The following is a 25,503-nucleotide window of genomic DNA, read 5'->3' as shown; positions in this document are numbered from 1 at the left end:
GATCTCCCCCTTCCGGGGCCCAGGCCCACGTTGTACGAAACACGTCGTCACACCGCCGAAGTCCCCGCGGGGACCGGTCACCGTCAGGCCGGTGCCTCCCGGCCGGCCGCCCTGGCGTCCCGCGCGGCTCGCAGCTGCTCGATCTCCGCCTCGAAGTCGGCGAGGGTCTCGAAGCCGCGGTACACCGAGGCGAACCGCAGGTAGGCCACCTCGTCCAGCTCGCGCAGCGGCCCGAGAATGGCGAGGCCCACCTCGTGCGCCGGGATCTCGGCGGCCCCGGTGGCCCGGATGCTCTCCTCGACCCGCTGGCCGAGCTGCGCCAGGGAGTCCTCGCCGACGGGCCGGCCCTGGCAGGCCCGCCGCACCCCGGCGATCACCTTGTCCCTGGAGAACGCCTCGGTGACCCCGCTGCGTTTGCTGACCATCAGCAGCACGGTCTCCTGGGTGGTGAACCGGCGTCCGCACTCGGGGCAGGTGCGCCTGCGGCGGATCGCCGCGCCGTCCTCGGTGGAACGGCTGTCGATGACCCGGGTGTCCGGATGACGACAGAACGGACAGTGCACGTGCCACCTCCCCGCCGCATGCGGAAGCAGGCCGGCGCACTTACCCGTTGACTACCCGGTGCGCCGACAGAAACACAACCTATGGTGAACCACATCGGTGTAACTACTAGATGTTGTGGTCCAACCGTAGGAGTGCCGCACCATGAACGCAAGTCGGCGCGACCCCTACGCTCGAAACACCCTCCCCAGCAGCGGCAACGGGCCCCGATGGCGGCGTGTCGCAACCACGGCCCCACCTGCACCCCAGGACTCGGACGCCTCGACCGCGACGCCGCCGGGACACCACCGGGGGAACCTTACGAACAGGCGCCGCGCGTGATCGACTTCGACACCCACCCGGCATAAGATCGCAGAAGTCGAACACGAGAGCGATCGAACTCCCGTACGATGGCGGACACGATCGTGCCCGCTCAGGGGCATGTTTCTCGAACACCAGTTTGATGACGATCTTCAACAGAGTTATTGTCGCGTGTAGGCGGCATGGCAGGTAGGGCAGGCAGGGCAGGCAGGGCAGGCACACGGCGGCCGGACGGGGCGGCTGCCACGGACCGAGCGCCTCACCGGCGCGCGGTGAGGAGGAGTTCATGAGTGAGCAGGACGCGATCGGCACGGTCGCCAGCGACCTGGCGGTGCGCAGGCGTGACGAACTCGGTCTCACCCCGAGGCAGCGCAAGATCCTCGAGGTGATCCGCGACTCGGTGCAGCAGCGCGGCTATCCGCCGTCGATGCGCGAGATCGGCGAGGCCGTCCGGCTCACCAGCACCTCCAGCGTCTCCCACCAGCTCACCGCGCTCCAGCGCAAGGGGTACCTCCGCCGCGACCCCCACCGGCCCCGTGCCCTTGAGGTCCGCCTCCCCGGCGAGCCCGTGCTGTGGGTCGACCCCGTGGACGGCGAGGAGGAGCCGCTCGTCACCCGGCCCGCCGCGGCGTTCGTGCCGCTGGTCGGCCGCATCGCCGCCGGCGGTCCCATCCTGGCCGAGGAGCGCGTCGAGGACGTCTTCGCGCTGCCGAAGCAGCTCGTCGGCGAGGGCACGCTGTTCCTGCTCCAGGTCGCCGGCGACTCCATGATCGACGCCGCCATCGCGGACGGCGACTGGGTCGTGGTGCGCCAGCAGCCGGTCGCCGACAACGGCGACATCGTCGCCGCGATGATCGACGGCGAGGCCACCGTGAAGACCTTCAAGCGCAAGGACGGCCACGTCTGGCTGGTCCCGCAGAACGCCGTGTACGACCCCATCCCCGGCGACGAGGCCACGATCCTCGGCAAGGTCACCGCCGTCCTGCGCAAGCTCTGAGCCCACCCCGCCAGGCCGCCCCCCGCCGGGTCGGACCACCACCAGCCGGGTCAGCAGTGGCTGACCCGGCTTTTCGGTGTCTCCCTGGCCCTGTGCCGGCCGCAGTGGCGACCGGCCTCAGTGCCGACCATGGTGCCAACTGTGATGCCGGACGTGATGCCGACCATGGTGCCGGCCGTGATGCCGGCCTCAGGGGACGATGTTGACCAGCTTGGGTGCGCGCACGATCACCTTGCGCGGGCTGCCGTCGAGGTAGGCCCGCACCTTGTCCGACGCCAGGGCCAGCTCCTGCAGCTCGGCGTCCGAGACGCCGGGTGGCACCTCCAGGCGGTCACGCACCTTGCCGGCGACCTGCACGACGCACGTGACCGACTCCTGCACCAGCAGAGCGGGGTCGGCGACCGGCCAGGGGGCCGTCGCGACCGTGGGGCCGTGGCCCAGACGCTCCCAGCCCTCCTCGGCGCAGTACGGCGCGACCAGGGACAGCAGCACCGCCAGGGTCTCGGCCGCCTCGCGGACCGCCGGGTCGGCGGCGCCAGGGCCGCTGTCGATGGCGCGGCGCGCGGCGGTGGTCAGCTCCATGGTGCGCGCGACCGCCACGTTGAACTTGTGCGACTCGACCAGGCGGGTCACCTCGTCGACGGTGCGGTGCACGACCTTGCGCAGCTCGATGTCGCCGCCGGAGAAGCCGGCCCCCGGCGCGGACGCGGCCCCGGCCTCGGCCATCACACGGAAGGCCCGGCTCAGGAACTTCTGCGACGCCGCCGGTGACACGTCGGCCCAGTCGATGTCGTCCTCAGGCGGCCCGGCGAACACCATGGTCAGCCGTACGGCGTCCACCCCGAAGTTGTCGATCTGCTCGCCGAGGTCGACGCCGTTGCCCAGCGACTTGGACATGGCCTTGCCCTGGTTGACGACCTGCCCCTGGTTGAGCAGGCGCAGGAACGGCTCGGTGAAGTCCACCATGCCCATGTCGTGCAGGACCTTGGTGAAGAACCGCGAGTACAGCAGGTGCAGCACCGCGTGCTCGACGCCGCCGACGTACTGGTCGACCGGCCCCCAGCGGCGCACCTGCTCGACGTCGAACGGCGCGGTCTCCAGCTGCGGCGAGCAGTACCGCAGGAAGTACCACGAGGAGTCGACGAAGGTGTCCATCGTGTCGGTGTCGCGCAGCGCCGGGCCCTCACACTTGGGACACGCGACGTTCACCCAGTCGGTGGCGCTCGCCAGCGGCGACACACCCTTCGGCGCCAGCGCCTCGCCGCGCAGGTCGGGCAGCGTGACCGGCAGCTGGTCGTCGGGGACCGGCACCTCGCCGCAGTCGGGGCAGTGGATGATCGGGATCGGCGTGCCCCAGTAGCGCTGGCGGGACAGCAGCCAGTCGCGCAGGCGGTAGTTGACCGCGGCGGCCCCGGTGCCGCGCTCGCCGAGGATCTCGACGATGCGCGCGATGGCCTCGGCCTTGGTCAGCCCGTCCAGCGGCCCGGAGTTGACCAGGCGGCCCTCCCCCGGCGTAGCGGCGCCGGTCTCGGCGGGGTCGGGCAGGCCGGTCTCGACGACGACCCGGACCGGCAGGCCGAACTTCAGCGCGAAGTCCAGGTCGCGCTGGTCGTGGGCCGGCACCGCCATGATCGCGCCATGGCCGTAGTCGGCCAGCACGTAGTCGGCGGCCCACACCGGGATCCGCTCGCCGTTCACCGGGTTGACCGCGTGCCGTCCGAGGAAGACGCCGGTCTTCTCCTTGTCGGTGGCCAGCCGCTCGATGTCGCTCAGCTTGGCGACCTCGGCGCGGTAGGCCTCCAGCGCGGGACGCTGCTCCGGTGCGACGATCTCCTCGGCCAGCTGCGCGTCCGCGGCCACCACGAAGAACGTCGCGCCGTACAGCGTGTCGGGCCGGGTCGTGTACACGGTGACCGGCTCGGCGCGGCCCTCGATCTCGAACGCGACGTCGGCGCCTTCGGACCGGCCGATCCAGTTGCGCTGCATGGTCAGCACGCGCTCGGGCCAGCCGCCTTCCAGCTGCGCCATGTCGTCCAGCAGGCGGTCGGCGTAGTCGGTGATCTTGAAGTACCACTGGGTCAGCTCACGGCGCACGACCTCGGCGCCGCACCGCTCGCAGTGACCGGCGACGACCTGCTCGTTGGCCAGCACCGTCTGGTCCTGCGGGCACCAGTTGACCAGGCCGCCCTTGCGGTAGGCCAGACCCCGCTCGAAGAAGCGGTTGAACAGCCACTGGTTCCAGCGGTAGTACCCGGGGTCGCTGGTGTGCAGGCGGCGCGACCAGTCGAAGGAGATGCCGTACCGCTTGAAGGACGTGGCCTGGGTCTCGATGTTGGCGTACGTCCACTCGGCGGGGTGCGCGTTGCGGCGGATCGCGGCGTTCTCGGCCGGCAGGCCGAAGGAGTCCCAGCCGATGGGGTGCAGGACGTTGTACCCCTTGTGGAACCAGTAGCGCGCGACGACGTCGGCGATCGCGAAGACCTCGCCGTGCCCCATGTGCAGGTCGCCGGACGGGTAGGGGAACATGTCGAGCAGGTACTTGCGGGGACGCTCGTCGTCCTCCCCGCCGGCCCGGTAGGGGTCCAGTTCCTCCCAGCGGCGCTGCCACTTGGGCTGCAGCGTCTGCGGATCGTACTGCTCGTCGCTCACGGTCTCGTCCTTCGGTTCATCTGGGGCGCGGATGGCTTGATCGGTCCGAGGCAATAAATAAACCCCCCGTTCAGCACGAGGGGCAGCCGCGTCGACCCGCGTCTCAGCGCGCTCGACGCGGCCGGCCAAGAAGCAGGGTCCCGCCACGCATAGCTCAAGGGTAGCGCAGCGCGCAAAGCGCGTTCGTGGCGTTCGGAGTACCACCGACGCCAGTGATCGGAATGAGCACACATAGCGATCCGAAGGTGATAGATCCGTTGTGCCCCGTATGTACCTTTAGTTTACGCTTTCCGCTGTGGTGAACTCGTATGGGCCAGGACGTGGCCTGGAAATCCCGGGGGAGGACCTGCCGATGCAGGATCCGCCCACCGATCCCCACGGCCTGAGACTGCGGGAACCATTCTTCGATTCTCCTGCGGACCACCCCGCTCCACATGAGATCATGCCGAGCACCCCCAATCCGGGCATGATTTCGGGAGGTTCGCCCGCGATGGCACCTGAGCAGACCAGCCGGCCCACACGGGCCCCGGCGTGGCCGGAGAGTCCTCCGCCGTGGCCGGAGATGCCACCGCCGTCCGCTCCCCCGTCCTCCTCGTCCCGCCAGGACCCGGCCCCCCGGCTCCCCGGTCCCCCGCAGCACGCCGGCCACCCCGATCACGGCCCCCACACCACCGGTCCCCAGCGGTACGACACCCCGGCCCCGCCGGCGTACGCGCCTCAGCCCTCCGGCCCGCACCAGTACCCGCCGCAGACCGGCCCGCAGGGGTACACCCCTCGGTCCACCGGCCCCCAGGAGTACACGCCGCAGCCGACCGGCCCCCAGCACCACACCCCCCAGCCGACCGGCCCCCAGCAGTACGCTCCTCGGCCGACCGGCCCGCAGCAGTACACCCCGCGACCCACTGGCCCCCAGGAGTACACGCCGCAGCCGACCGGCCCCCAGCAGTACACCCCGCGACCCACCGGCCCGCAGGAGTACTCCCCTCAGCCGTCCGGCCCTCAGCACCACACCCCCCAGCCGACCGGCCCGCAGGAGTACACGCCGCAGCCGTCCGGCCCGCACCACCACACCCCTCAGCCCACGGGTCCCCAGCACCACACCCCCCAGCCGTCCGGCCCTCAGCAGGACGGCCCCGCCGCGCGCCAGTACACCCCACCCGGCACCGAGACCACCGTGCGGCTCGCCGAGGCGGCGGCCCCCGCGCGCACCGCGCCGGCCCCCGGCCGCAGGCGACGGCCCGAGAACGGCCCGGGTGGCGGTCCTGAGGACCCCGAGAGGCGGTTCGTCACCGCCGGTCAGATCAGCGGGCCGAAGACCCCGCCGCCTGAGCGCCAGCAGCAGCTGTGGAACACCGTCTTCGGCGACAACTACGAGGCGATCGGCGAGGCCCAGGACGACGAGGGTGGCGGCGGCAAGCGGGTGTGGCTGCTCGCGCTGGTGGCCTCGGTCGCGGTCGCGCTGGTCGCCGCATTGCTGTGGGCCTTTCTCGCCGGCCCGCTGCGCTCGGCGCCGGAGAGCGGCAGCGCGTCGGGGGACGGCGGAGCGAGCGGCGCCGCGTCCCCGCCGGCGGCCAAGCCGTCCGCCAGTGCCAAACCGCCGGCGGCGACCAGGCTGCCGAAGTACCGCGGCACGGCGTCACCGGTGGCCGGCACGGTGAGCGACGACGCCGCCGGGCTGAACGTCCCGCGGCTCGGCGGCCAGTGGCGGCTCGACACGCGCACCGACCACATCCGCACGACGTACGGCTTCGAGACCCGCCAGTACGTCCCCGCCGGCCAGGACACCGCCGGCAAGCCGCAGTTCGCTCAGCTGATGACGGGCCCGCTCGCCAAGTCGCTCGGCTCGAAGTACTCCCCCGACGAGCCGCAGAACCTCACCCCGGTGATCAGCGCCGTGGCGTTCGCCGCGCGCGGCAAGTTCTTCCCCGAGGGCAACAAGGTCGTCAAGACGGCCGAGCAGCGCCTGACGGCGGGAGGCAAGCCCGCACGCGTGGTGGCGTACCAGGTCACGGCCGGCGAGCAGAAGACGACGATGGTGGTCGCGGCGGTGAGCACCGGCGCCGATCTGCCGTCGATCGTCTACATGGCGGTGCCGGAGGCCAAGAAGGCGCTGCTGCCGGACGTCACGACCGTCTTCACCTCCATCCGTCCCTTCACCGGCGTCTCCTGACCGGCCGTGCCCCCTCGGGGGCACGGCACGGCAGAGCTTCAGAACTCACTCAGAACTCACACGGCATGTGCTTGACGCCGTTGATGAAGCTGGAGAACAGCCGCTTGGGCCGTCCGGCCTCGATGGCCGGCACCCGGGTCAGCAGCTCGCGGAACATCACGGTGATCTCACGGCGGGCCAGGTGCGCGCCGAGGCAGAAGTGCGGCCCCGGTCCGCCGAAACCGACGTGCGGGTTGGGGTCGCGGGTGATGTCGAACCGGTAGGGGTCGTCGAACACGGCGGCGTCCCGGTTGGCCGACCAGTAGAACATGACGGCCTTGTCGCCTTCGCGGTAGTCCACGCCGTTCACGGTGATGTCGCGGGTGACCTTGCGCCGCATGTAGTTGACCGGCGAGGCGAGCCGCACGATCTCCTCGACGGCCTTCGGCGCGTGGCCGTCGATGTCGGACAACCACAGCTGTTTCTGGCCGGGGTTGGCGGTGAGCAGCAGCAGGCCGTGGGAGATCGCGTTGCGGGTGGTCTCGTTGCCGGCCACCACCAGCAGGATGAAGAACGACCCGAGCTCCTGCAGGGTGAGCCGCTCGCCGTCGAGGTTGGCGTTCACCAGCGCGGAGATGAGGTCGCCTGTCGGCTTCTCGGCGCGTTCGGCGGCGAGTTCCTGCACGAGCTGCTGCAGCTCGGCGCCGGCGGTGAGCAGCGCGGTCGCGATGCTCTCCATGTCGGCGTTCGGGACGTACTCGGAGTCGGACGCGCCGAGCACGATGTTGGAGCGGTCGTAGACGAACCGGTAGTCCTTCTCCGGTATCCCCATCATGTCGCAGATGATCTTCAGCGGCAGGCGGGCCGCGACCTCGCTCACGAAGTCGCAGCCGGGGCCCTTCTCCAGCAGCTCGTCCACCACGGTGGAGGCCGCGACCTGCACGTCCTCCTCGAACTTCTGGATCATCTTGGGGGTGAAGGCCCGGGACACGATGCGGCGCAGGCGCGCGTGCCGGGGGTCGTCCATATTGATCATCGAGCCGAAGTACTCGGTGAACTCCGGCGGCATGTCGTTGATGTTGGTGGCGCCGCCGGCCGCCGAGCTGAACACCTCGGAGGCACGGCTGATCGCGAGGATGTCCGCGTGCCGCACGATCGCGTGGTACCCCTGTCCCGGCGGCGCGTACGACACCTCGGGCTCGGCGAAGAACATCGGGGTGTCCCGTTCGCGCAGCAGCTCGAAGGCGTGCTCCCTCTCGGCCATGGGGCGGGCCCAGAAGTCCCAGTCCGACAGGTCGATCTGCTCGCAGGAGGTGATCGGCAGGCGCTCCTGCGGTTTTTCCACGGTCATCGTTCAATGATTGAGAAAAGCGTGCACTTACGTCAAACGGCCGTGATCCGCCTCACCCGGCCCTGACGAGATCCGCGGCCCGTTCGGCGATCATGACGGTGGGTGCGTGGGTGTGGCCACGGTTGAGCGACGGCATCACCGAGGCGTCCACCACGCGCAGACCCGGCACGCCGACGACGCGCAGCGACGGGTCGACGACGGCGCCGGGGCCGAGACCCATCGCGCAGGTGCCGACCGGGTGGTACAGCGTCTCGCTCCTGCCGCGCACCAGCCGGGCCAGCTCCTCGTCGGTCTCCGAGCCGTCGTACGGCGCCACGGGCTCCCCCGCGTACGGCTTCAGCGACGGCGTGGCGAACAGTTCCTTGGCCTTCCTGAGGCCGGCCACCATGCGCCGCACGTCGCTCTCCTCGGTCATGTAGCGGGGGTCGATGAGCACCTGGCCGTCCGGCCCCAGCGTGACGCGGCCCCGGCTCTCCGGCCGCAGCAGCACCACCCCGATGGTGAGGCCGTGACCCGGCGGCGGCGTCAGGCCGTGGTTGTCGAAGATCACCGGAGCGAACACCAGCTCCAGGTCAGGCGCCGGCTCGCCGGGATCCGAGCGTACGAACGCCACCGCCTCGCCGACGTTGGAGGTGAGCATGCCGCGACCGGCGACCAGGAAACGCAGGAGATTGCCGACCGACTCGGCCGCCGCGAGCGTGACGGGCTTCGGGCAGGTCAGCACGATGCCGCACGCCAGGTGGTCGCTGAGGCCGCGGCCCACCCCCGGCAGCTCGTGCCGCGGCTCCACGCCGGCGGCACGCAGGTCGTCCGGATCCCCCACCCCCGACCGCAGCAGCAGGTACGGCGAGCCGACGGCGCCGGCGCAGAGCAGGACCTCACGCGCCGCGGTGACGCGGCCGCCGTCGCCGTACTCCACCCCCGTGGCCCGGCCCTCGTCGTCGAACAGCACGCGCCGGGCCTCCGCGCCGGTCAGCACGGTGAGGTTGGGACGGCGCATGGCGGGACGCAGGTAGGCGTCGGCGCAGCTCCACCTGCGGCCGCGGCGCTGCGTCACCGGGGTCGGCGAGAACCCCTCGTTGGAAGGGCCGTTCAGTTCCGGCAGGCGCGTGAGACCGGCCTCCTCGCAGGCCCGCAGGAAGGCCGCCGTGGCGACGTTGGGGGTACGCAGCTCACTGATGTGGATGGGGCCGCCGGTGCCGTACACGTCGCCGTGGTTGGACCCGGTGCGCCGCTCGGCCCGCTTGAAGTACGGCACCACCTCGTCGTAGGACCAGCCCGGCAGACCCCAGCCGTCGTAGTCGGCGCGGTGGCCGCGCACCCACATCTGCGCGTTGATGGCGGACGAGCCGCCGAGCGTGCGACCGCGCGGCCAGTACAGCTCGCGGCCCGCCATACCGTCCTGCGCGACGGTGGAGAAGTCCCAGTCGTACTCGGTCTTGAACAGCTTGGAGAACGCCGCGGGGACACGGATCTCGGTCTTGCGGTCGGGCCCGCCGGCCTCCAGCAGGCACACCCGCACCGACGGGTCCTCGGTGAGCCGGGCCGCGAGTACGCAGCCGGCCGAGCCCGCACCCACGATGACGTAGTCGTATTGCATCCTCCGGCCCTCCGCTGGGGGAAAGGTCACCACCTGCCTCCCCGTAATTACGCCCCCGGGACACCGGCCGTCCATGGCCGTTACCGATTAGTAGCCCTCGGCTGCCAGGATTGCGCGCAATCCGCAAGCGGGCAAGCGTCTCGACAGCCCCGAGACCCCGCAGAACTGGAGGAACGCAGCGATGCTCAACCTGTCGGTCATCTTGGAGGACAGCGCCAGAGAGTGCCCCGACCGTGACGCGGTGGTGCTCGGGGACGTGCGGATCCCGTACTCCGTGCTGGACACGGTGGCCAACCAGGTGGCCAACCTGCTGGTCTCACGGGGGATCGGCCGTGGCGACACCGTGGCGCTCGCGTGCCCCAACCTGCCGTACTTCCCGTTCGTCTACTACGGCATCCTCAAGGCCGGCGCCACGGTCGTGCCGTTGAACGTGCTGCTGCGGTCGCGGGAGATCGCCTACCACCTGCGCGACAGTGGCGCACGTGCGATGTTCTGCTTCGAGGGCACACAGGAACTGCCGCTCGGTGAGCGCGGACACGCCGGTTTCCGCGAGGTGGTGAGCGCTGAGGACGCGGAGAACTTCTTCCTGCTGCCGGCCACGCCGTTCGCCACCGAGTCCGGCATCGACGGCGTGGAGACCTTGTGGACGGCGCTCGACGGCAGGTCCGGCACGTTCGAGACCGTGGCGACCGCGCCGGACGACACCGCCGTGATCCTGTACACCAGCGGCACCACCGGCCAGCCCAAGGGTGCCGAGCTGAGCCACCAGAACATGCTGATGAACGCCTTGGTGTCGGACCAGATGTTCGAGCGCACCCCGCATGACGTGTTCCTCGCGACGCTGCCGCTGTTCCACTCGTTCGGCCAGACGGTGGTGATGAACCTCGGGCTGCGGCGGCGCGCCACCCTGGTGCTCGTGCCGCGGTTCGAACCCGAACAGGCGCTGCGGCTGATGCGCGACGAGAGCGTCACGATGTTCGCCGGCGTGCCGACGATGTACTGGGCCATGCTGACCGCCATCCACACCGGCGCCGCCGACGTGCCCTCCAGCCTGCACACCGCCGTGTCCGGCGGAGCGTCGCTGCCGGTGGAGGTGCTGAAGGACTTCGGCAAGACGTTCGGCGTGCCGGTGCTCGAAGGGTACGGCCTGTCGGAGACGTCGCCGGTGGCGAGCTTCAACCAGCCCGGCAGGCCCGCCAAGGCGGGGTCCGTCGGCACCCCGATCTGGGGGGTCGAGATGAAGCTGGTCGACCCCGACTGGAACGACATCGACGGCGACCGGCCCGGCGAGATCGCCATCCGCGGCCACAACGTCATGAAGGGCTACCTCGGACGGCCCGACGCCACGCGGGAGGCCGTGCGCGGCGGGTGGTTCCGCACCGGCGACATCGCGACCAAGGACGCCGACGGCTACTACTTCATCGTCGACCGCGCCAAGGACATGATCATCCGCGGTGGGTTCAACGTGTACCCGCGTGAGATCGAGGAGGTGCTGATGACACACGAGGCCGTCTCGCTCGCCGCGGTCGCCGGCGTGCCGCACCCCTCGCACGGCGAGGAGATCAAGGCGTACGTGATCCTTCGGCAGGGGGCGAGACTCGGCGAGCAGGAGCTGGTGGACTGGTGCCGGGAGAACATGGCGTCCTACAAGTACCCGCGCCTGGTCGAGTTCCGCGAATCGTTCCCGATGACGGCCAGCGGCAAGATCCTCAAGCGCGAGCTGCGCTGACGCCGGGGACGGCGAGCCGCCGGCCCGCCGTCCCCGCCACACCGATCAGGGCCAGCCGATGGACGGCCGCAGCGCCACCCCGGACTCGCCACCGTCGCCGAGCTTCACCGAGAGCACCTGGTGGAGCTGCACCTTGTTGCGCTCGAACCCCACGACGCACCCCGCCATGTACAGCCGCCACACCCGCGCGGTCCCCTGGCCGACCTCCTGCACGGCCTCGTCCCAGTGCGCGTCGAGGTTGGCGCACCACTTCTCCAGGGTCTTGGCGTAGTGCTCCCTGAGGTTCTCCTCGTGCCGGATCTCGAAGCCGGTGTCCTCCATCTCACGGATGAGATGGCCGACCGACTCCAGCTCGCCGTCGGGGAACACGTAGCGGTTGATGAAACCGCCCTTGTTGATCGTGCGCTCCTTGCCGGTCGGCCGGGTGATGCAGTGGTTCAGCAGGCGGCCGCCGGGCTTGAGCTTGCCGTACAGGAAGCCGAAGTACGAGGGGAGCTGGTCCTTGCCGATGTGCTCGGTCAGGCCGATGGAGCTGACCGCGTCGAAACCGGACTCGGTGACGTCGCGGTAGTCGAGGAACCGCACCTCGGCGAGCTCCGACAGCCCGGCCTCGGCGATGGCCTTCTGGGCCCACTCGGCCTGCTGGCGCGACAGCGTGACACCGAGGCCCTTGACGCCGTAGTGCTTGGCCGCGTGCATGACCATGCCGCCCCAGCCGCAGCCGACGTCGAGCAGCCGCATGCCGGGCTTCAGGTCGAGCTTCCTGGCGACGAGGTCGAACTTCGCGAACTGCGCCTCCTCCAGCGAGGAGGTCTCCTCGGGGAACACCGCGCACGTGTAGGCCATCGACGGGCCGAGCACCCACTCGTAGAAGCGGTTGGAGACGTCGTAGTGATGGTGGATCGCCTCGGCGTCGCGCTGCTTGGCGTGGCGGCTGCCGAGCTTGGCCATGGTGCTGCGGCGCACCTCCTGCGGCGGCGGCGGCACCCGCATCAGCAGGGGCTTGACGCCGAGCGACCGCGCGACGGCGATCTTCTCGCGCATCGGCAGATCGTCCAGCGTGACCGACGCCATCTGCGACAGCAGGGTGTACATGTCGCCTTGCACATCGAGATGCCCCGCGACGTACGCTCTCGCCAGGCCCATTTCCCCGGGGGCCTGCGCGAGGTACGCGATCGCGATGGGGGATTTCACCTCGATGTGGACCTCGGCGTCCGCACGTCCCGCCTTGCTGCCGTCATAGGCGGAGAACGACACGGCCGCCTCGGGCCCCACGACCTTCTCGAAGATCTGGGCGAGTGTCATCGAACCAACCTCCTCAACGCCCCCGTACACACTTTTCGTAGAGGTCCAGCAATCGCCCCTGCGGGTCGTAGGCGCGTTTGACGGGCCAATAGGCGTCGCCGTTGTAAAGCCGCCAGAACTCATCACGGGGGTAGAACGATGTCGAATACAGGGACTTGTGGCCGCCGAGCTCGTGCACGGAGTTCTCGATGAGGCGGTTGTGGTAACCGTCGAACTGCCCCCGTGGCAGGGCGACCATTCCCCAGAATCCGAAGTTGACGTACAGCTTGCCGGGGTCCAGCGGGTAGATCGGCCACTGCCGGCCGGCCCGCAGCGGGCACATCCAGACCGGGGTCATGCCGACCTTGTCGTGGAAGAACTCCAGGAAGTCCGAGCCCTTCTCGATCGGCACCTCGACATCCTGGATGACCGACTCGTGCACGGGGTTGCCGCGCCACCGGTCGATGCGCGCGGTGACGCCGTGCTTCTGGTCGAGGCCGACGAGCTTGCGGTACACGTCGGAACGCAGCCAGCGGCGCGGCACCAGGGAACGGATGAAGGGCTGCTGCACGCCGAAGGCGCGTGAGCACCAGAACCAGTCGGTGTCCCAGCGCCACAGGTAGTCGCGCACCGTCAGCCAGTCGCGGGTGCGGGTGCGGATGGACTGGTAGTAGATGCGCATGCCGGTGTAGTCGGACGCGTAAGGCGCGCGGTCGGCGAACCGGCCGACGGTGACGTACATCTCCTCGGGTGAGAAGAACGTGCCGTCCACGAAGTCGACCTGCTCGCCGTCGTGCTCGCCGCTGTCGCAGATCTCCTGCATCGCCAGCATGCACTTGCCGGCGTCGGAGAACGGGATGTGCGTCAGCCGGACGTACGGCCGCACGGGGAGCAGCTTGATGCGCAGCCGCAGAGCGTATCCGAGGGTGCCGTAGGAGTTGGGGAAGGCGTGGAACAGGTCGGCGTGCTCGTTGTCGGCGCGGGCCACCACCACGCGGCCGTCGCCGGTGAGGATCTCCATCTCCTCCACCGACTCGTGCGGCAGCCCCTGCCGGAAGCTGGTGGACTCGATGCCGAGCCCGGTGACGGCGCCGCCGAGCGTGATGGTCTTCAGCTGCGGCACGACGTACGGCATGAGGCCGGCGGGCAGCGTGGCGTCCACGAGGTTCTCGTAGGTCGTCATGCCCTGCACCTCGGCGGTGCGCGACTCGGGGTCCACCGAGATGACCTTGTCGAGGTCGCGCGCGGACAGCCGCGCGGTGGGGCCGGCGTCGCGGAACCTGAAGAGGTTGGTGGTGGCCTTGGCGAGGCGGGGGGAGCTGCCGTCGGGGAGTGCGGTGTAGGACTCCTTGATCTGCGCCACGGCCCGCTTGTGCGCTTCCATCTGGGCGGTCGAACTCACCGTGCGATCTGGCATGCCACCACCCCTGAGCTAAGTGTTGGAGATCGTCCTTAGAACGCTATCTCCTGAGATGACCACCGACCAGAGTAGACACGTTAAACCCGCGCAAACTCAAGGACCCCCCTGGGAACCACTATCCCATAGGGGTTAGCGTCGTGTTCGCAGGTGACGGACGCGCGGTCGCGCGCGGATCAACCTAGCGCTTGCTAGAGCAGGAGGCAGCGATGACCGGAGTTGGCCACGAGGAGCCCCCGCCACCCCGCGGCCCGCTGTCCGGCGTACGGGTCCTCGAACTCGCCGGGCTCGCCCCCGGGCCCTTCGCCGGCATGATGCTCGCCGACCACGGAGCCGAGGTGCTGCGGGTGGACCGCGTGGCCGCGGTCGCCGCCGCGGGTGACACGCCGCGTACCGACGTGATGGACCGCGGCAAGCGGACCATCGGCCTCGACCTGAAGTCCCCCGACGGCGTGGCGGCGTTCAAGGATCTCGCCGCCGCGGCGGACGTCGTCATCGAGGTGTTCCGGCCCGGCGTCGCCGAGCGGCTCGGCATCGGGCCCGACGACCTGCGCGCCGTGAACCCCCGGCTCGTGTACGGCCGGCTGACCGGCTGGGGACAGGACGGGCCGCTGGCCCGCACCGCCGGCCACGACATCGACTACATCGCCGTCTCCGGCGTGCTGTCCATGCTGGGCCGCGCGGGGGAACCCCCCACACCGCCGATCAACATCCTCGGGGACTTCGCCGGAGGCGGGCTCATGCTCGCGTACGGCGTGCTGCTGGCCCTGTTCGAACGCGAACGCACCGGACGCGGCACCGTCATCGACGCCGCCATGGTGGACGGCGCCGCCGCCTTGTTCGCGATGTTCTACAACAGCGCGAACACCGGCCTGTGGGGGCCGCGCGGCACCAACCTGCTCGACACCGGCGCGCCGATGTACGACACCTACGAGACCGCCGACGGCGGACACCTCGCCGTCGGCGCGCTGGAAGGTCCCTTCTGGGCCGAACTCCTGGAAAGGACCGGCCTCACCGGCCTTCCCTCCCGCGCCGACCCCGCCAACTGGCCCGCCATCCGCGAACGCCTGGCCGAGACCTTCCGCACCCGCACCCGCGCCGAATGGCAGGAGATCTTCGAGGGCTCCGACGCCTGCGTCTCCCCTGTCCTCTCCCTGGCCGAGGCCCCGCACCACCCGCACAACAAGGCGAGAGGCACCTTCATCGAGGTGGCCGGCGTGACCCAGCCCTCCCCGTCCCCCCGCCTCGGCGGCAGCCCTCCCGCGTCGCCGGCACCCGCCACCCGCCTTCACGACCTGACCACCTGGGGCCTCGACGCCTCCCGCGCCGACACCCTGCGCGCCGCCGGCGTCCTGGCGTGAGCACGCCGCCGGCCGGGTCAGGCCTGCGCGCGCTCGGGGGCCGGGACCGGGGAGTTGAGCACCGCGAGGTACAGGTCGACGCCGGCGGGGTGGTGGATCTCCAGGTCGGTGGTGAAGGCCCGGGGAGGCACACTGCCGGCCTCGGTGTGACGCCAGACCTCCTGCCACGCCTCGATCAGGGCCTGGGGCATCGGGCCGTGCGCCTCGACCTTCAGCGACCGCACGGCCGGCACCCGTACGGCCACCATTCCTTCGGGGAGCCGGGCCAGGGTGCGTACGGCGGACCCCACCACCTGCGTGTAGGCGCCTTGGTGGTCGGAGCCGTCGTAGTCGAACAGGACGGCGTAGAGGTTCTCGTCCAGCCGGCCGGGGATGTGCGCGAACGCGCCGGGCACGCCGGAACGGGCCCACAGGCCCGGCAGCCGCGCGCGGGACGGGTCCGCCTCGTCGGCGTTGGTCGTGCGTACGGCGTAGCCGATGACGAGCGTCTCAGGCCGGTCCACGATGATCATTGCGCCTCCAACCTCAGTGTCCTCCCGCCGCTGAGCCTGATCGCGCGGCCGATGTGACCGCACCGGCCGACCGCCGTCTCGATCATCACGCAGAGAAAATCAGCATAGGGGACGGTCAGGTGTACCTATCCCCATACAACCGTTCTGACCTGGGACATCCCCGGACAGACCTCTCATCACATAGGCTGGATCAACGTGCGATTCCTCAACGAACAGGTGCCGGCCCACGACCTGACCTACAGCGATGTGTTCATGGTCCCCATGAGGTCGGCGGTGGGCTCCCGGCTCGACGTCGACCTGTCCGCCGGTGACGGCACCGGCACGACCATCCCGATCGTGGTGGCCAACATGACCGCCGTCGCCGGCCGCCGCATGGCCGAGACGATCGCGAGACGCGGCGGCATCGCGGTCATCCCGCAGGACATTCCCATCGAGGTCGTCGCCGACGTCATCGACTGGGTGAAGAAGCGCGACCTGGTGCACGACACCCCGCTCACGCTCACCCCTCACGCCACCGTCGGCGAGGCGCTCCACCTGCTGCCGAAGCGGGCCCACGGCGCCGTCATCGTCGTCGACTGGGACGGCCGTCCCGTCGGCGTCGTCACCGAGGCCGACTGCAAAGGCGTGGACATGTTCACGCAGCTGTCCCAGGTGATGTCCGGTTCCCCGCTGACCATCCCGGCCGGCGCCGACCCGCGGGCCGCGTTCGACGTGCTGCACGAGGGACGGCACCGCCTGGCGCCGGTCGTCGACGCCGAGGGCCGCCTGCAAGGTGTGCTGACCCGCACCGGCGCGCTGCGCGCCACGCTGTACCGGCCCGCCGTGGACGCGACCGGCCGGTTGCGGATCGCCGCCGCCGTCGGCATCAACGGCGACGTGGCCGCCAAGGCCAAGGAACTGCTGGACGCCGGGGTGGACTGCCTGGTGGTGGACACCGCGCACGGGCACCAGGAGAAGATGCTCACCGCGCTCGCGTCCGTGCGCGCGCTGCGGCCCGACGTGCCGATCGCCGCGGGCAACGTGGTGACCGCCGCCGGGGTTCGCGACCTGGTCGACGCCGGCGCCGACATCGTGAAGGTCGGCGTCGGCCCCGGCGCGATGTGCACGACGCGCATGATGACCGGCGTCGGCCGGCCCCAGTTCTCCGCCGTGGTGGAGTGCGCCGCGCAGGCGAGGGCCCTCGGCAGGCACGTGTGGGCCGACGGCGGCGTGCGCCACCCCCGCGACGTGGCGCTCGCCCTGGCCGCCGGCGCGAGCAACGTCATGATCGGCTCGTGGTTCGCCGGCACGTACGAGTCCCCCGGCGACACCCACAGCGACGCCGACGGCCGCCTGTACAAAGAGAACTACGGCATGGCCTCCGCACGCGCCGTACGCCTGCGCACCTCCGACGACACCCCGTTCGACCGCGCACGCAAAGCCGTCTTCGAGGAAGGCATCTCGACGTCCCGCATGTACCTCGACCCCCGCCGGCCGAGCGTAGAGGACCAACTCGACGCCATCGTGGCCGGCCTGCGATCCTCGATGACATACGCCGGCGCCACCACACTGGAAGAGTTCCACGAACGCGCCGTGGTCGGCCTGCAGAGCTCATCGGGCTACTCCGAGGGCATGCCACTGCACCAAAGCTGGTGACCCCGCCCCACATCCGGAACCGCCACCGACAAAAGTCGCGACCCCCACCACCGGAACCGGTGCCGCGATCTGTGTCCGGCACCGAATCCGAAGTGGAGGTCGCGACACGCCACCGTCGACGTCGGTGACACGGCCGACATCCGGGATCGAATCCGAAGTGGAGGTCGCGACACGCCACCGTCGACGTCGGTGACACGGCCGACATCCGGGATCGAAACCGAAGTGGAAGTCGCGACACACCACCATCGACGTCGCCGACACAGCCGACATCCGGGATCGAAACCGAAGTGGAAGTCGCGACACACCACCATCGACGTCGCCGACACAGCCGACATCCGGGATCGAAACCGAAGTGGAGGTCGCGACACGGTCGCACCATCGGCCGTCCCCGACCGTCATGAGTGGCGGTGGCCGGACGCGTCGGAGCTTTTCCGGCGTGGTGGTGGGGTTCTCTTCGGCGCCGCGACGGCGAGACGCCGTACGGCGAATCCGGCGCCGCCGTACGGCGCGACACCCGGCGGGCCCCGCGGCGCGCCACAGGTGAGGCCGGCGGATCGGGCGACGCCGACCGTCATGAGTCGCGCGTGCGGACGGCAGGTCGGACGGCCGCCATCGAGAGACGGCTCGTTCCCCACCGCAGGCGGGGAATCGGGGACACCGGCCGGTGCGCGGACGGTGATATCTCGGCGGGGCCGGGTAGTGCGGAGCCGCACACCAACCCCAGCCATGGAGGCGGCACATGCTCACCTCTTCACCTGAGCCGACCCCGGCCATGCCGGAGGATCGGCGGCTTCTGGTCAGCTACGACAACTACGCGGCCGCGCAGCGCACCGTGGACACCCTCTCCGACGCCGGCTATCCGGTGCAGAACGTCGCCATCATCGGCAGCGACCTGCGTCTGGAGGAGAGGGTCACCGGACGGCTCACCAACCCGCGCGCGGCGCTGTCCGGCGCGATCAGCGGCGCCGTCTTCGGTTTCATCGTCGGGATGTTCCTCGGGCTGTTCACCTCGACCACCGCGTCATTCGTCGCGCTGGTGCTGTGGGCCCTGCTGTGGGGCGCCGTGATGGGGGCCGCGTTCGGCTTCGCCAGCCACGCGTTCAAGGGTGGCACGCGCGACTTCACCTCACGCAGCGCCATCGTCGCCGGCCGGTACGACGTCCTGGTCCCCGCCGCGGCCCTGGAGCAGGCGCTCACGATCCTCGACGGCGGCGTCACCCCCGCCGACACCGTCGCCGTCCCGCGTCCCCCGTCCGCCGGTGTGGCCCCGACGGTCTTCAGCCACGCCACGGCCCCCCAGCCCCCCGTCCCGCCGCAGACCCCCACCGGCCCCTGGACCCACGACACCGGGTCGCACGCCGGGTCCGGCCCGCGCACCGAGGCCCACACCACCGGATCGCATGCCGAGACCCACGAGACCGGCCCGCGCACCGAGGCCTTCGACATGAGGCCGGACGCCGAGACCCATGAGACCGGCGCCTCCGCTCCGGTCCACGACAGCGGCCCCTACGCTCCGGCCCGCCACACCGGCCCCGAGGCCCCGGAGCACGACGGTGCCGAGCCCCGCGTGGCGGCCGACGAGACCGGTCCCCGTGCCTCGGCGCCGGAGGCCGGACCCCACGTCCCGGCGCAGGGCACCTCGCCGGACACCCCCGCCGCCACCGCCTCCCCCTCGCGTGGCGCCACCCGTCCGACCGCGGAGTGAACGTTCACAAAAACGTCCCCTCGCCGCCCGCCGGACCCGCCGGACCCCGTAGAGTCGTCCGGTCGGCCGGCAGGCGGCCGGAGCGTCACCGGCAGGCGGCCCGCGCGGGCCGGTCGCCGGAGACGCGAACACCATCCAAGGAGCACACGTGGCACTCGAGAAGCCCGAGATCGATTTCCCGGAGGGCCAGCCGCCGCAGGATCTCGAGATCGTAGACATCACCGTGGGGGACGGTGAGGAGGCCAAGCCCGGCCACATGGTGAACGTTCACTATGTCGGCGTCTCGTTCTCCACGGGTGAGGAGTTCGACGCCTCCTGGAACCGCGGCGACAGCTTCCAGTTCCCCCTCGGCGCCGGCCGTGTCATCGCCGGCTGGGACCAGGGTGTCGCCGGCATGAAGGTCGGCGGTCGCCGCCGCCTCACCATCCCGCCGCACCTCGGCTACGGCAACCGCGGCGCCGGCAACGCCATCAAGCCCGGCGAGACCCTGATCTTCGTCGTCGACCTCCTCGGCGTGAGCTGACCTCCCAGCCCCACCCGGACGGCCGTGTTCACGGCCGAAGCGTGCGGGCCGGGGCACGAGGATCCACCTCGTCGGCCCCGGCCACCGCTGGTCATCGGCCGTTCATCGTCACATCGGCCCAATGCGCACGGCCCGATCGACCCGTTCCGGCCACTGAACTGGCACGATGAGACATATGTTGCTCATCGACCTCGCGCGCACCTCGGCTGCCGTCGCGGCGGACTCGGCGCGCCTCGCCAAGATCCGTCATCTCGCCGAGTTGCTGAGCCGGGTCGAGCCCGCCGAGGCCGAGATCGCCGTCGCCTACCTCTCCGGTGAGCTGCCGCAACGGCAGATCGGTGTCGGCTGGGCCACGCTGCGCGATCTGCCGGGCCCCCGGCAGATCGCGAGCGCCACCCTCACCGAGGTCGACGCGCTGTTCACCCAGATCAAGACCCAGACCGGCCCGGGATCACAGGCGGTGAGAAAGGCGCTGATCTCCGACCTGTTCCGTTCACTCACCAGTCAGGAGCAGTCGTTCCTGCTCCGCCTGCTCGGCGGGGAACTGCGGCAGGGTGCGCTGAACGGCGTCATGATCGAAGCGGTCGCCAAGGCGGCGAGCGTGCCGTCCGCCGAGGTGCGCCGCGCGCTGACGCTGCGCGGCTGGCTCCCCGCCGTCGGCGCCGCCGCGCTCACCGGCGGCGTGGAGGCCCTGCGTTCCTTCCACCTGGAGGTCGGCCGTCCCGTGGCGCCGATGCTGGCGCAGAGCGCGCCGAACCTCCCCGCCGCGCTGCTGAAGATCGGCGGCCCGGTCGCGTTCGAGTGGAAGCTCGACGGCATCCGCGTGCAGACCCACCGCTCCGGCGACCGCGTCAAGGTGTTCACCCGCACCCTCGACGACATCACTCCGCAGGTCCCCGAACTGGTGGACGCCGCGCTGTCCCTCGCCGCCGACGACCTCGTGCTGGACGGCGAGGTGATCGCCATGCGTCCCGACGGCCGTCCCGAGCCGTTCCAGGTGACCGCCGCCAGGGTCGCCTCCAAACTGGACGTGGAACGCCTGCGGGAGACGACGCCGCTCCAGGTCTTCTTCTTCGACGCGCTGCGCGTGCACGGCAAGGACATGCTCGATCTGCCTGACAGCGAACGCCACACCGCGCTGGAACAGGCCGTCCCCGCCACCCTGCTCATCCCCCGCCTGGTCACCGCCGACGCCGAAGAGGCCACGGCCTTCTACACCGACGCGCTGCGCCGCGGTCACGAAGGCGTGGTCGCCAAGTCCCCCGCCACGCCGTACGCCGCCGGCCGCCGCGGCGCGGGCTGGATCAAGGTCAAGCCCCGCCACACCCTGGACCTCGTGGTCCTCGCCGCCGAATGGGGCCACGGCCGCCGCCAAGGCAAGCTCTCCAACCTCCACCTAGGCGCGCGGGACCCGCACACCGGCGACTTCGTCATGCTCGGCAAGACCTTCAAAGGTCTGACCGACGAGCTCCTGACCTGGCAGACCGAACACTTCCCCACACTCGCCGACGGCCCCACCGACACCGCCGTGGTCACCCTCCGCCCCGAGCTGGTGGTCGAGATCGCCTTCGACGGCGTCCAGCGCTCCCCCCGCTACCCCGGCGGCCTGGCCCTCCGCTTCGCCAGAGTCCTCCGCTACCGTCCGGACAAGCCACCCACCGAGGCCGACACCATAGAGACCGTCCGCTCTCTCCTCCTGTAACCCCTCCCGCCGCCACGACCTCCAGAGCGACTGCCTCGCCGCCACCTTCGTCGAGAGCGTATGGACTTCCCCCGACCGCGATGAAGAAGCCCGGGACGACCTCCTCTTCGATCTTCGTAGCAACGCCGGCACGTACGGCGGCACCCGCACGTCCATCACCTATGTCGCCGGTCCTGCCTGTCCCGCGTCTACGAGAGGCGAGCGGAGCGTACCCCTTAGCCCCATGAGCACGGCCACCCCGCCACGGCGCTTCCTCTTCGTGTCCCCTCGGGCCGCGACCTCAGATCGACACCCATCGGGTGGCGGACCGGCCGGACGGCTCACCGTCCCTCGGCAGCCGAACCACGCGACTCGCCGCGATCACCGAGCCGCGCACCACTCCATGAACGTGGCCGCCGCGAGCGGGACATCCTCGTGACGGCACATACAGCGTCACGCCGGCATCCAGCGTTCGTCGTGACCGTCCAGGCCGGTGCAGTCATCGCGACCGGGGTGTCCCACCCGCTCTTTCAGTGGTCTTGACCTGCACGATCACCGTTTTGTGACCTGAATCACTTTATGTCCCCTTTACTCGTTTTACGTCCTCTTTGTCCGATACGGTGCCGGAACTTACGGAACCGGCACGACGCCCCCCGCGTCGTCCGTCCCGTAGACCTGCCCCCTATCGAGGACCGTGGTTCTACTTGGGCTCACAAGACCCCACCCTCACCGCGAACACCCGCAGCCGGCGTCGCCTGACCCTCACGGTCGCAGCCGCGCTCGCCGTCGCGACCGCCGCAGCCGGCGGCACATGGCTCCTGACCGGTGGAACACCGGCAAAGCTCACCGCCACCGCGACCATCGCCACCCGTCCCCCGGACACCCCTCCTCCCGGCGCACCAAGCGCCACATCCCCCGCGTCCGCCCCCACTCCCGCCCCCTCGCCGACCGAAACCGCCGCCCCCGGCTCCCCCGAGCCGGCCACGGACCAGGCCCTCCCCCCGCAGACCCCCGCACCGAAGCAGCCGCAGAAGACCCCGGCTCCCAAGAAGACACCGAAGAAGAAGGCCCCGGTGAAGAGCAAGGTCCTCGCCTCCGGCTCGTGCGGCGCCTCCTTCTACGACGAGGGCCAGATGACGGCCAGCGGCGAGCGCTTCAACCCGAACGCCATGACGGCGGCCCACAAGACCCTCCCCATGGGAAGCATCGTCCGCGTCATCAACCCCGGCAACGGCGCATCGGTCAAAGTCCGCATCAACGACCGCGGCCCCTTCATCGCCGGCCGTTGCCTCGACCTGTCCCGCGCCGCCTTCGACGCCATAGGCAGCCTGAGCGCAGGCACCATGACCGTCAGATACCAGGTACTGGCCCGCTGACCCCGGCCGTCACCCGACGCCGCCCCCTCACCACGAGCATGACGACGTCAAGCTCCAGGTGCTCGCTACCACGAGCATGACGACGTCAGGCGGCAGGTGCTCGCTCGCCGAACCGGTCCGTCACTTCACCAGGCGGAGCGTGAACGGGTACCGGTACGGCGTGTCGCCTCCCGCGCTCGCCGCTCCGACGACGCCGAGGACGACGGCCACGATCAAGATGACCGGGATCAGCAGTGCGCCGACGATGGTGAACGGCAGCAGCAGGACCGCTCCGGCGATGGTCAGGTGGAAGTTCAGCGCCTCCACGGCGTGCGCACGGATGAACGGCGAGGTCCGGCCACCGGTCAGCAACATGATCAGCGGACCGACGAAGGACAGGCCGAAGACCGGCAGCAGGTGGGCCGCCATCGCGCCGAACCTCTCCCCACCGGTCACCGGCATGCCGTAACGCGGACGGCCGCCGGCATGCCTCTGAACCGGCGGTACCGGCCTCGGCGCGACGGCCGGCGTCCCGTACAGGTCACGCATGATGGGGGCGAGGTCGGCGTGGGTGCGCGCCGTCATCGCCTGGTGCAGCCGCTCGTCGAACTCGGTCTTGTCGAGCCTGCCCTCCGCGTACGCGGTGGTGACGTGCTCGACCACCTGGTCGCGGTCCTGGTTGGACACCCGGAGCCGCGGATCGGGAACGTGCCCCCACGCGCCCTCGGACGGCATCGCTGGTCGCATTACGCCTGCCATCGGTGGCCGGCCCCTTCCGTTCGGGATCCCTGTCCATCTCATTGTTCGGCCTTGCGTATTCCGACGGCCATCCGGAACATCCCCGACACAACCCCGATGCGTCCCCGAGCCCCCACGCAGCCCCTCTTCCGGGTATACAAGGGGTATGGGATGGCGAGATCGCTACGGTATCCGTCGGCTGCGTGGCCCCAAAATCCAGAGATTCGACCGGGAGGCCAACGACGCCGACATCGAAGCGCTCATCGCCTTCGCCAAGTCGCGCCGAGGCGTCGAGTTCTACGTGGAGCCGGAGACCTTCGCCACCGACACCACAGCCGTCGCCGTGGCCCACGACGGCGAGTGGACCCGCCGCCGCGTGGGCTCCCCCGCCGTGATCATCAAGGTCGCCAGGAACCTCGCCCTCCCCGTCTACGACGTCCAGCTGACCGGTTACCCCGGCCGCATGCGCGCCTACAACGACCGCAACCGCGACCGCCCCGACATCTGACCCCTGGGAAGCCGTCCGACGAGCACACGGACCAACGGCCGTCAAGGCCGGGACACCATCCGCCGGCCAACCCGAACAGCGGCCGAACAGATCCCGGCGCCACCGAGAGCGCCAACGCGCACCACCGGCCGGACACACCTCGGCGTCATCCGGTGGAAGGCGCGCACGGAGGACGACAGGCCCGGGGGTGTTCGAGAAGGGTGAGCAGCGGTTGCAGCCACTCGACTCGAGGTGGTCCCATGGAGTCGTCCAGGTCCTGTGGGGTCGGCATGCGGTCACGCAGGATGGCCGGGCTGACGAGCTGGCGGAGGCCCTGGGCCACGAGAAGCGCCATCGAGTAGGCGGGGTCCTCGGCCAGAGCGCGCTCGACGGCGACAGCCGCCAGAGCGCAGTCCCCGCGCCGCCAGGCCGCGGCCGCGAGAAGCGACGCCGCAGGTGGCACGAACCGCGGCTCCAGCCTGCGGGTGAGGTCTCCCCACAGAGCGATGTGCGCGTCCTCGGTGTCGTCCCCCATCGACGTCCACGCCTCGTCCCGCACACGTAACACCGCCAGATCCATCCCCAGCATCGCCGCCTCCCGATCACTCAGCCGATCCCCCGCCGCGTACGTCGCGATCGCCGCCCGCACCCGCGCCAGCCCATCACCGACGAACACCCTGATGGCCTCCCCGACATCCCGCACACCACCCCCAGAACCCGCCGCTCGGGCCGAGTCACCACCGGCCACCGCGGCCTGAACCATGTCGGCGCCATTGATGCCACCACCTGCCATCCCACCACCGGCGACACCACCACCGGCCGCATCGGCATCGGTCGACTCAGGATGCGGTGGTGGCGCCGTCGTGGTGCCGGTGAGGGGAGCCAGTCGTGTGCGCAGGTGGTCTGTGGCCCAGGTGGTGGCCTCGCGCATGGCTGTGCGTGGTGGGCCTTCCACAGGGGACACCGCGTAGCGCAGGTGATCGCGTCCGGGGAGGGCGACCATGCCGTTCACGGTGGCCCTGGCGGCCACCGGGCCGGTCACCGGGTCGTAGGGGGTGCCGTCCGGGGGGCAGCACTCGGCTTTCTGGCAGACGTAGGACCAGTAGCGGGAATCGTCGGCGCGCAGGGCTTCGATGACATCGATGCCTGCCTCTCTCAGCAGGCGCAGCACCTCCTCCACGGCAGGGGTGACGAGTGCCCCTGAGCCGAAGCCGGCCACGATCACGTGGGTGACGCGCTCGCGGCGGAACAGCGGCACGAGGCGGTCGAAGGAGCCGGGTTCCGAAGGGAGGTCCCAGCGGGTGGTGACACGCAGTTCACCGCGCGACCCCCGGCCGGAGAAGGCGATGACGACGAGGCTGTCGGCGGGGTGGAAGCCGAGGAGGTAGGGAACGGCTCCGAGGATGTCCTCAGGAGAGGTGAGGAGGATGGGTGAGGGAGTCATGCCGCCATGATTCAACGTAAGGCGA

At 70.5% G+C, this 25,503-nt stretch carries 19 protein-coding genes; 10 read left to right on the top strand and 9 right to left on the bottom strand.

Annotated elements, in window-relative coordinates; all coding sequences use genetic code 11:
* Positions 1-83 precede the first annotated feature (83 nt).
* Complete coding sequence (gene nrdR, locus BJ992_RS09595; protein WP_184979602.1) at positions 84-563, bottom strand: transcriptional regulator NrdR; 480 nt, start codon at positions 561-563, stop codon at positions 84-86.
* Positions 564-1,147: 584 nt separating this feature from the next.
* Between nrdR and lexA the strand changes: the two genes are divergently transcribed.
* Positions 1,148-1,858 (top strand): transcriptional repressor LexA, encoded by a 711-nt coding sequence (lexA, locus tag BJ992_RS09590; protein WP_184979600.1) that lies wholly within the window; start codon positions 1,148-1,150, stop codon positions 1,856-1,858.
* A 189-nt stretch (positions 1,859-2,047) separates the two neighbouring features.
* On the opposite strand, the gene leuS is transcribed toward lexA, so the two are convergent.
* The gene (gene leuS, locus BJ992_RS09585; RefSeq protein ID WP_343072971.1) at positions 2,048-4,540 is read right to left on the bottom strand and encodes a leucine--tRNA ligase; all 2,493 of its coding nucleotides are present in this window, start codon (positions 4,538-4,540) and stop codon (positions 2,048-2,050) included.
* Between the two features lie 457 nt (positions 4,541-4,997).
* Here leuS and BJ992_RS09580 point away from each other — a divergent pair, with 457 nt between their 5' ends.
* Positions 4,998-6,677 (top strand): hypothetical protein, encoded by a 1,680-nt coding sequence (locus tag BJ992_RS09580; protein WP_184979597.1) that lies wholly within the window; start codon positions 4,998-5,000, stop codon positions 6,675-6,677.
* Positions 6,678-6,726: 49 nt separating this feature from the next.
* Here the strand turns inward: BJ992_RS09580 and BJ992_RS09575 are convergent, their stop codons facing one another.
* Both BJ992_RS09575 and BJ992_RS09570 read right to left on the bottom strand, forming a co-directional pair.
* Complete coding sequence (locus tag BJ992_RS09575; RefSeq protein WP_184979595.1) at positions 6,727-8,007, bottom strand: cytochrome P450; 1,281 nt, start codon at positions 8,005-8,007, stop codon at positions 6,727-6,729.
* 52 nt (positions 8,008-8,059) lie between these two features.
* On the bottom strand, positions 8,060-9,607 hold the full coding sequence (locus tag BJ992_RS09570) for a GMC family oxidoreductase (RefSeq protein WP_184979593.1): 1,548 nt from the start codon (positions 9,605-9,607) through the stop codon (positions 8,060-8,062).
* Between the two features lie 181 nt (positions 9,608-9,788).
* On the opposite strand from BJ992_RS09570, the gene BJ992_RS09565 reads away from it, so the two are divergent.
* A complete protein-coding gene (locus tag BJ992_RS09565) occupies positions 9,789-11,336 on the top strand; it encodes a long-chain-fatty-acid--CoA ligase (RefSeq protein WP_184979591.1) in 1,548 nt (515 codons plus the stop codon).
* Positions 11,337-11,381: 45 nt separating this feature from the next.
* On the opposite strand, the gene BJ992_RS09560 is transcribed toward BJ992_RS09565, so the two are convergent.
* Positions 11,382-12,641, bottom strand: coding sequence for an SAM-dependent methyltransferase (locus BJ992_RS09560; RefSeq protein WP_184979589.1), 1,260 nt, complete (start codon positions 12,639-12,641; stop codon positions 11,382-11,384).
* A gap of 13 nt (positions 12,642-12,654) precedes the next feature.
* Positions 12,655-14,037 carry an FAD-binding oxidoreductase gene (locus tag BJ992_RS09555; protein ID WP_246496583.1) on the bottom strand — a complete coding sequence of 461 codons (1,383 nt, stop codon included), beginning with the start codon at positions 14,035-14,037 and terminating at the stop codon, positions 12,655-12,657.
* A 209-nt stretch (positions 14,038-14,246) separates the two neighbouring features.
* Between BJ992_RS09555 and BJ992_RS09550 the strand changes: the two genes are divergently transcribed.
* Positions 14,247-15,398 (top strand): CaiB/BaiF CoA transferase family protein, encoded by a 1,152-nt coding sequence (locus BJ992_RS09550; protein WP_184979587.1) that lies wholly within the window; start codon positions 14,247-14,249, stop codon positions 15,396-15,398.
* A 17-nt stretch (positions 15,399-15,415) separates the two neighbouring features.
* On the opposite strand, the gene BJ992_RS09545 is transcribed toward BJ992_RS09550, so the two are convergent.
* Positions 15,416-15,910, bottom strand: a complete 495-nt coding sequence (locus BJ992_RS09545; RefSeq protein ID WP_184979585.1) for a GyrI-like domain-containing protein — start codon at positions 15,908-15,910, stop codon at positions 15,416-15,418.
* Positions 15,911-16,105: 195 nt separating this feature from the next.
* On the opposite strand from BJ992_RS09545, the gene BJ992_RS09540 reads away from it, so the two are divergent.
* From BJ992_RS09540 to BJ992_RS33695, 5 genes are all read left to right on the top strand, one after another.
* Positions 16,106-17,545, top strand: a complete 1,440-nt coding sequence (locus BJ992_RS09540; RefSeq protein WP_184979583.1) for a GuaB1 family IMP dehydrogenase-related protein — start codon at positions 16,106-16,108, stop codon at positions 17,543-17,545.
* A gap of 739 nt (positions 17,546-18,284) precedes the next feature.
* On the top strand, positions 18,285-19,250 hold the full coding sequence (locus tag BJ992_RS09535) for a general stress protein (protein WP_184979581.1): 966 nt from the start codon (positions 18,285-18,287) through the stop codon (positions 19,248-19,250).
* Positions 19,251-19,398: 148 nt separating this feature from the next.
* On the top strand, positions 19,399-19,773 hold the full coding sequence (locus BJ992_RS09530) for an FKBP-type peptidyl-prolyl cis-trans isomerase (RefSeq protein WP_184979579.1): 375 nt from the start codon (positions 19,399-19,401) through the stop codon (positions 19,771-19,773).
* A 175-nt stretch (positions 19,774-19,948) separates the two neighbouring features.
* Positions 19,949-21,475: an ATP-dependent DNA ligase gene (locus BJ992_RS09525; protein WP_184979577.1), complete on the top strand. Its 1,527-nt coding sequence runs from the start codon at positions 19,949-19,951 to the stop codon at positions 21,473-21,475.
* 683 nt (positions 21,476-22,158) lie between these two features.
* Complete coding sequence (locus BJ992_RS33695; RefSeq protein WP_221474737.1) at positions 22,159-22,830, top strand: septal ring lytic transglycosylase RlpA family protein; 672 nt, start codon at positions 22,159-22,161, stop codon at positions 22,828-22,830.
* Between the two features lie 120 nt (positions 22,831-22,950).
* Here the strand turns inward: BJ992_RS33695 and BJ992_RS09515 are convergent, their stop codons facing one another.
* Entirely contained in the window at positions 22,951-23,544 is a 594-nt protein-coding gene (locus BJ992_RS09515) for a DUF1707 and DUF4870 domain-containing protein (protein WP_184979575.1), read from the bottom strand.
* 169 nt (positions 23,545-23,713) lie between these two features.
* Here BJ992_RS09515 and BJ992_RS09510 point away from each other — a divergent pair, with 169 nt between their 5' ends.
* A complete protein-coding gene (locus BJ992_RS09510) occupies positions 23,714-24,055 on the top strand; it encodes a hypothetical protein (protein WP_184979573.1) in 342 nt (113 codons plus the stop codon).
* 145 nt (positions 24,056-24,200) lie between these two features.
* Here the strand turns inward: BJ992_RS09510 and BJ992_RS32720 are convergent, their stop codons facing one another.
* Positions 24,201-25,478, bottom strand: a complete 1,278-nt coding sequence (locus tag BJ992_RS32720; protein ID WP_246496581.1) for a DUF4192 domain-containing protein — start codon at positions 25,476-25,478, stop codon at positions 24,201-24,203.
* Positions 25,479-25,503: the final 25 nt, after the last annotated feature.

Origin of the sequence: Sphaerisporangium rubeum, from assembly GCF_014207705.1 — a bacterium.
Classification (GTDB): Bacteria; Actinomycetota; Actinomycetes; order Streptosporangiales; family Streptosporangiaceae; genus Sphaerisporangium; species Sphaerisporangium rubeum.
The sequence above is the reverse complement of the archived record's forward strand: the minus strand, read 5'-3'. Positions and strand labels throughout refer to the sequence as shown.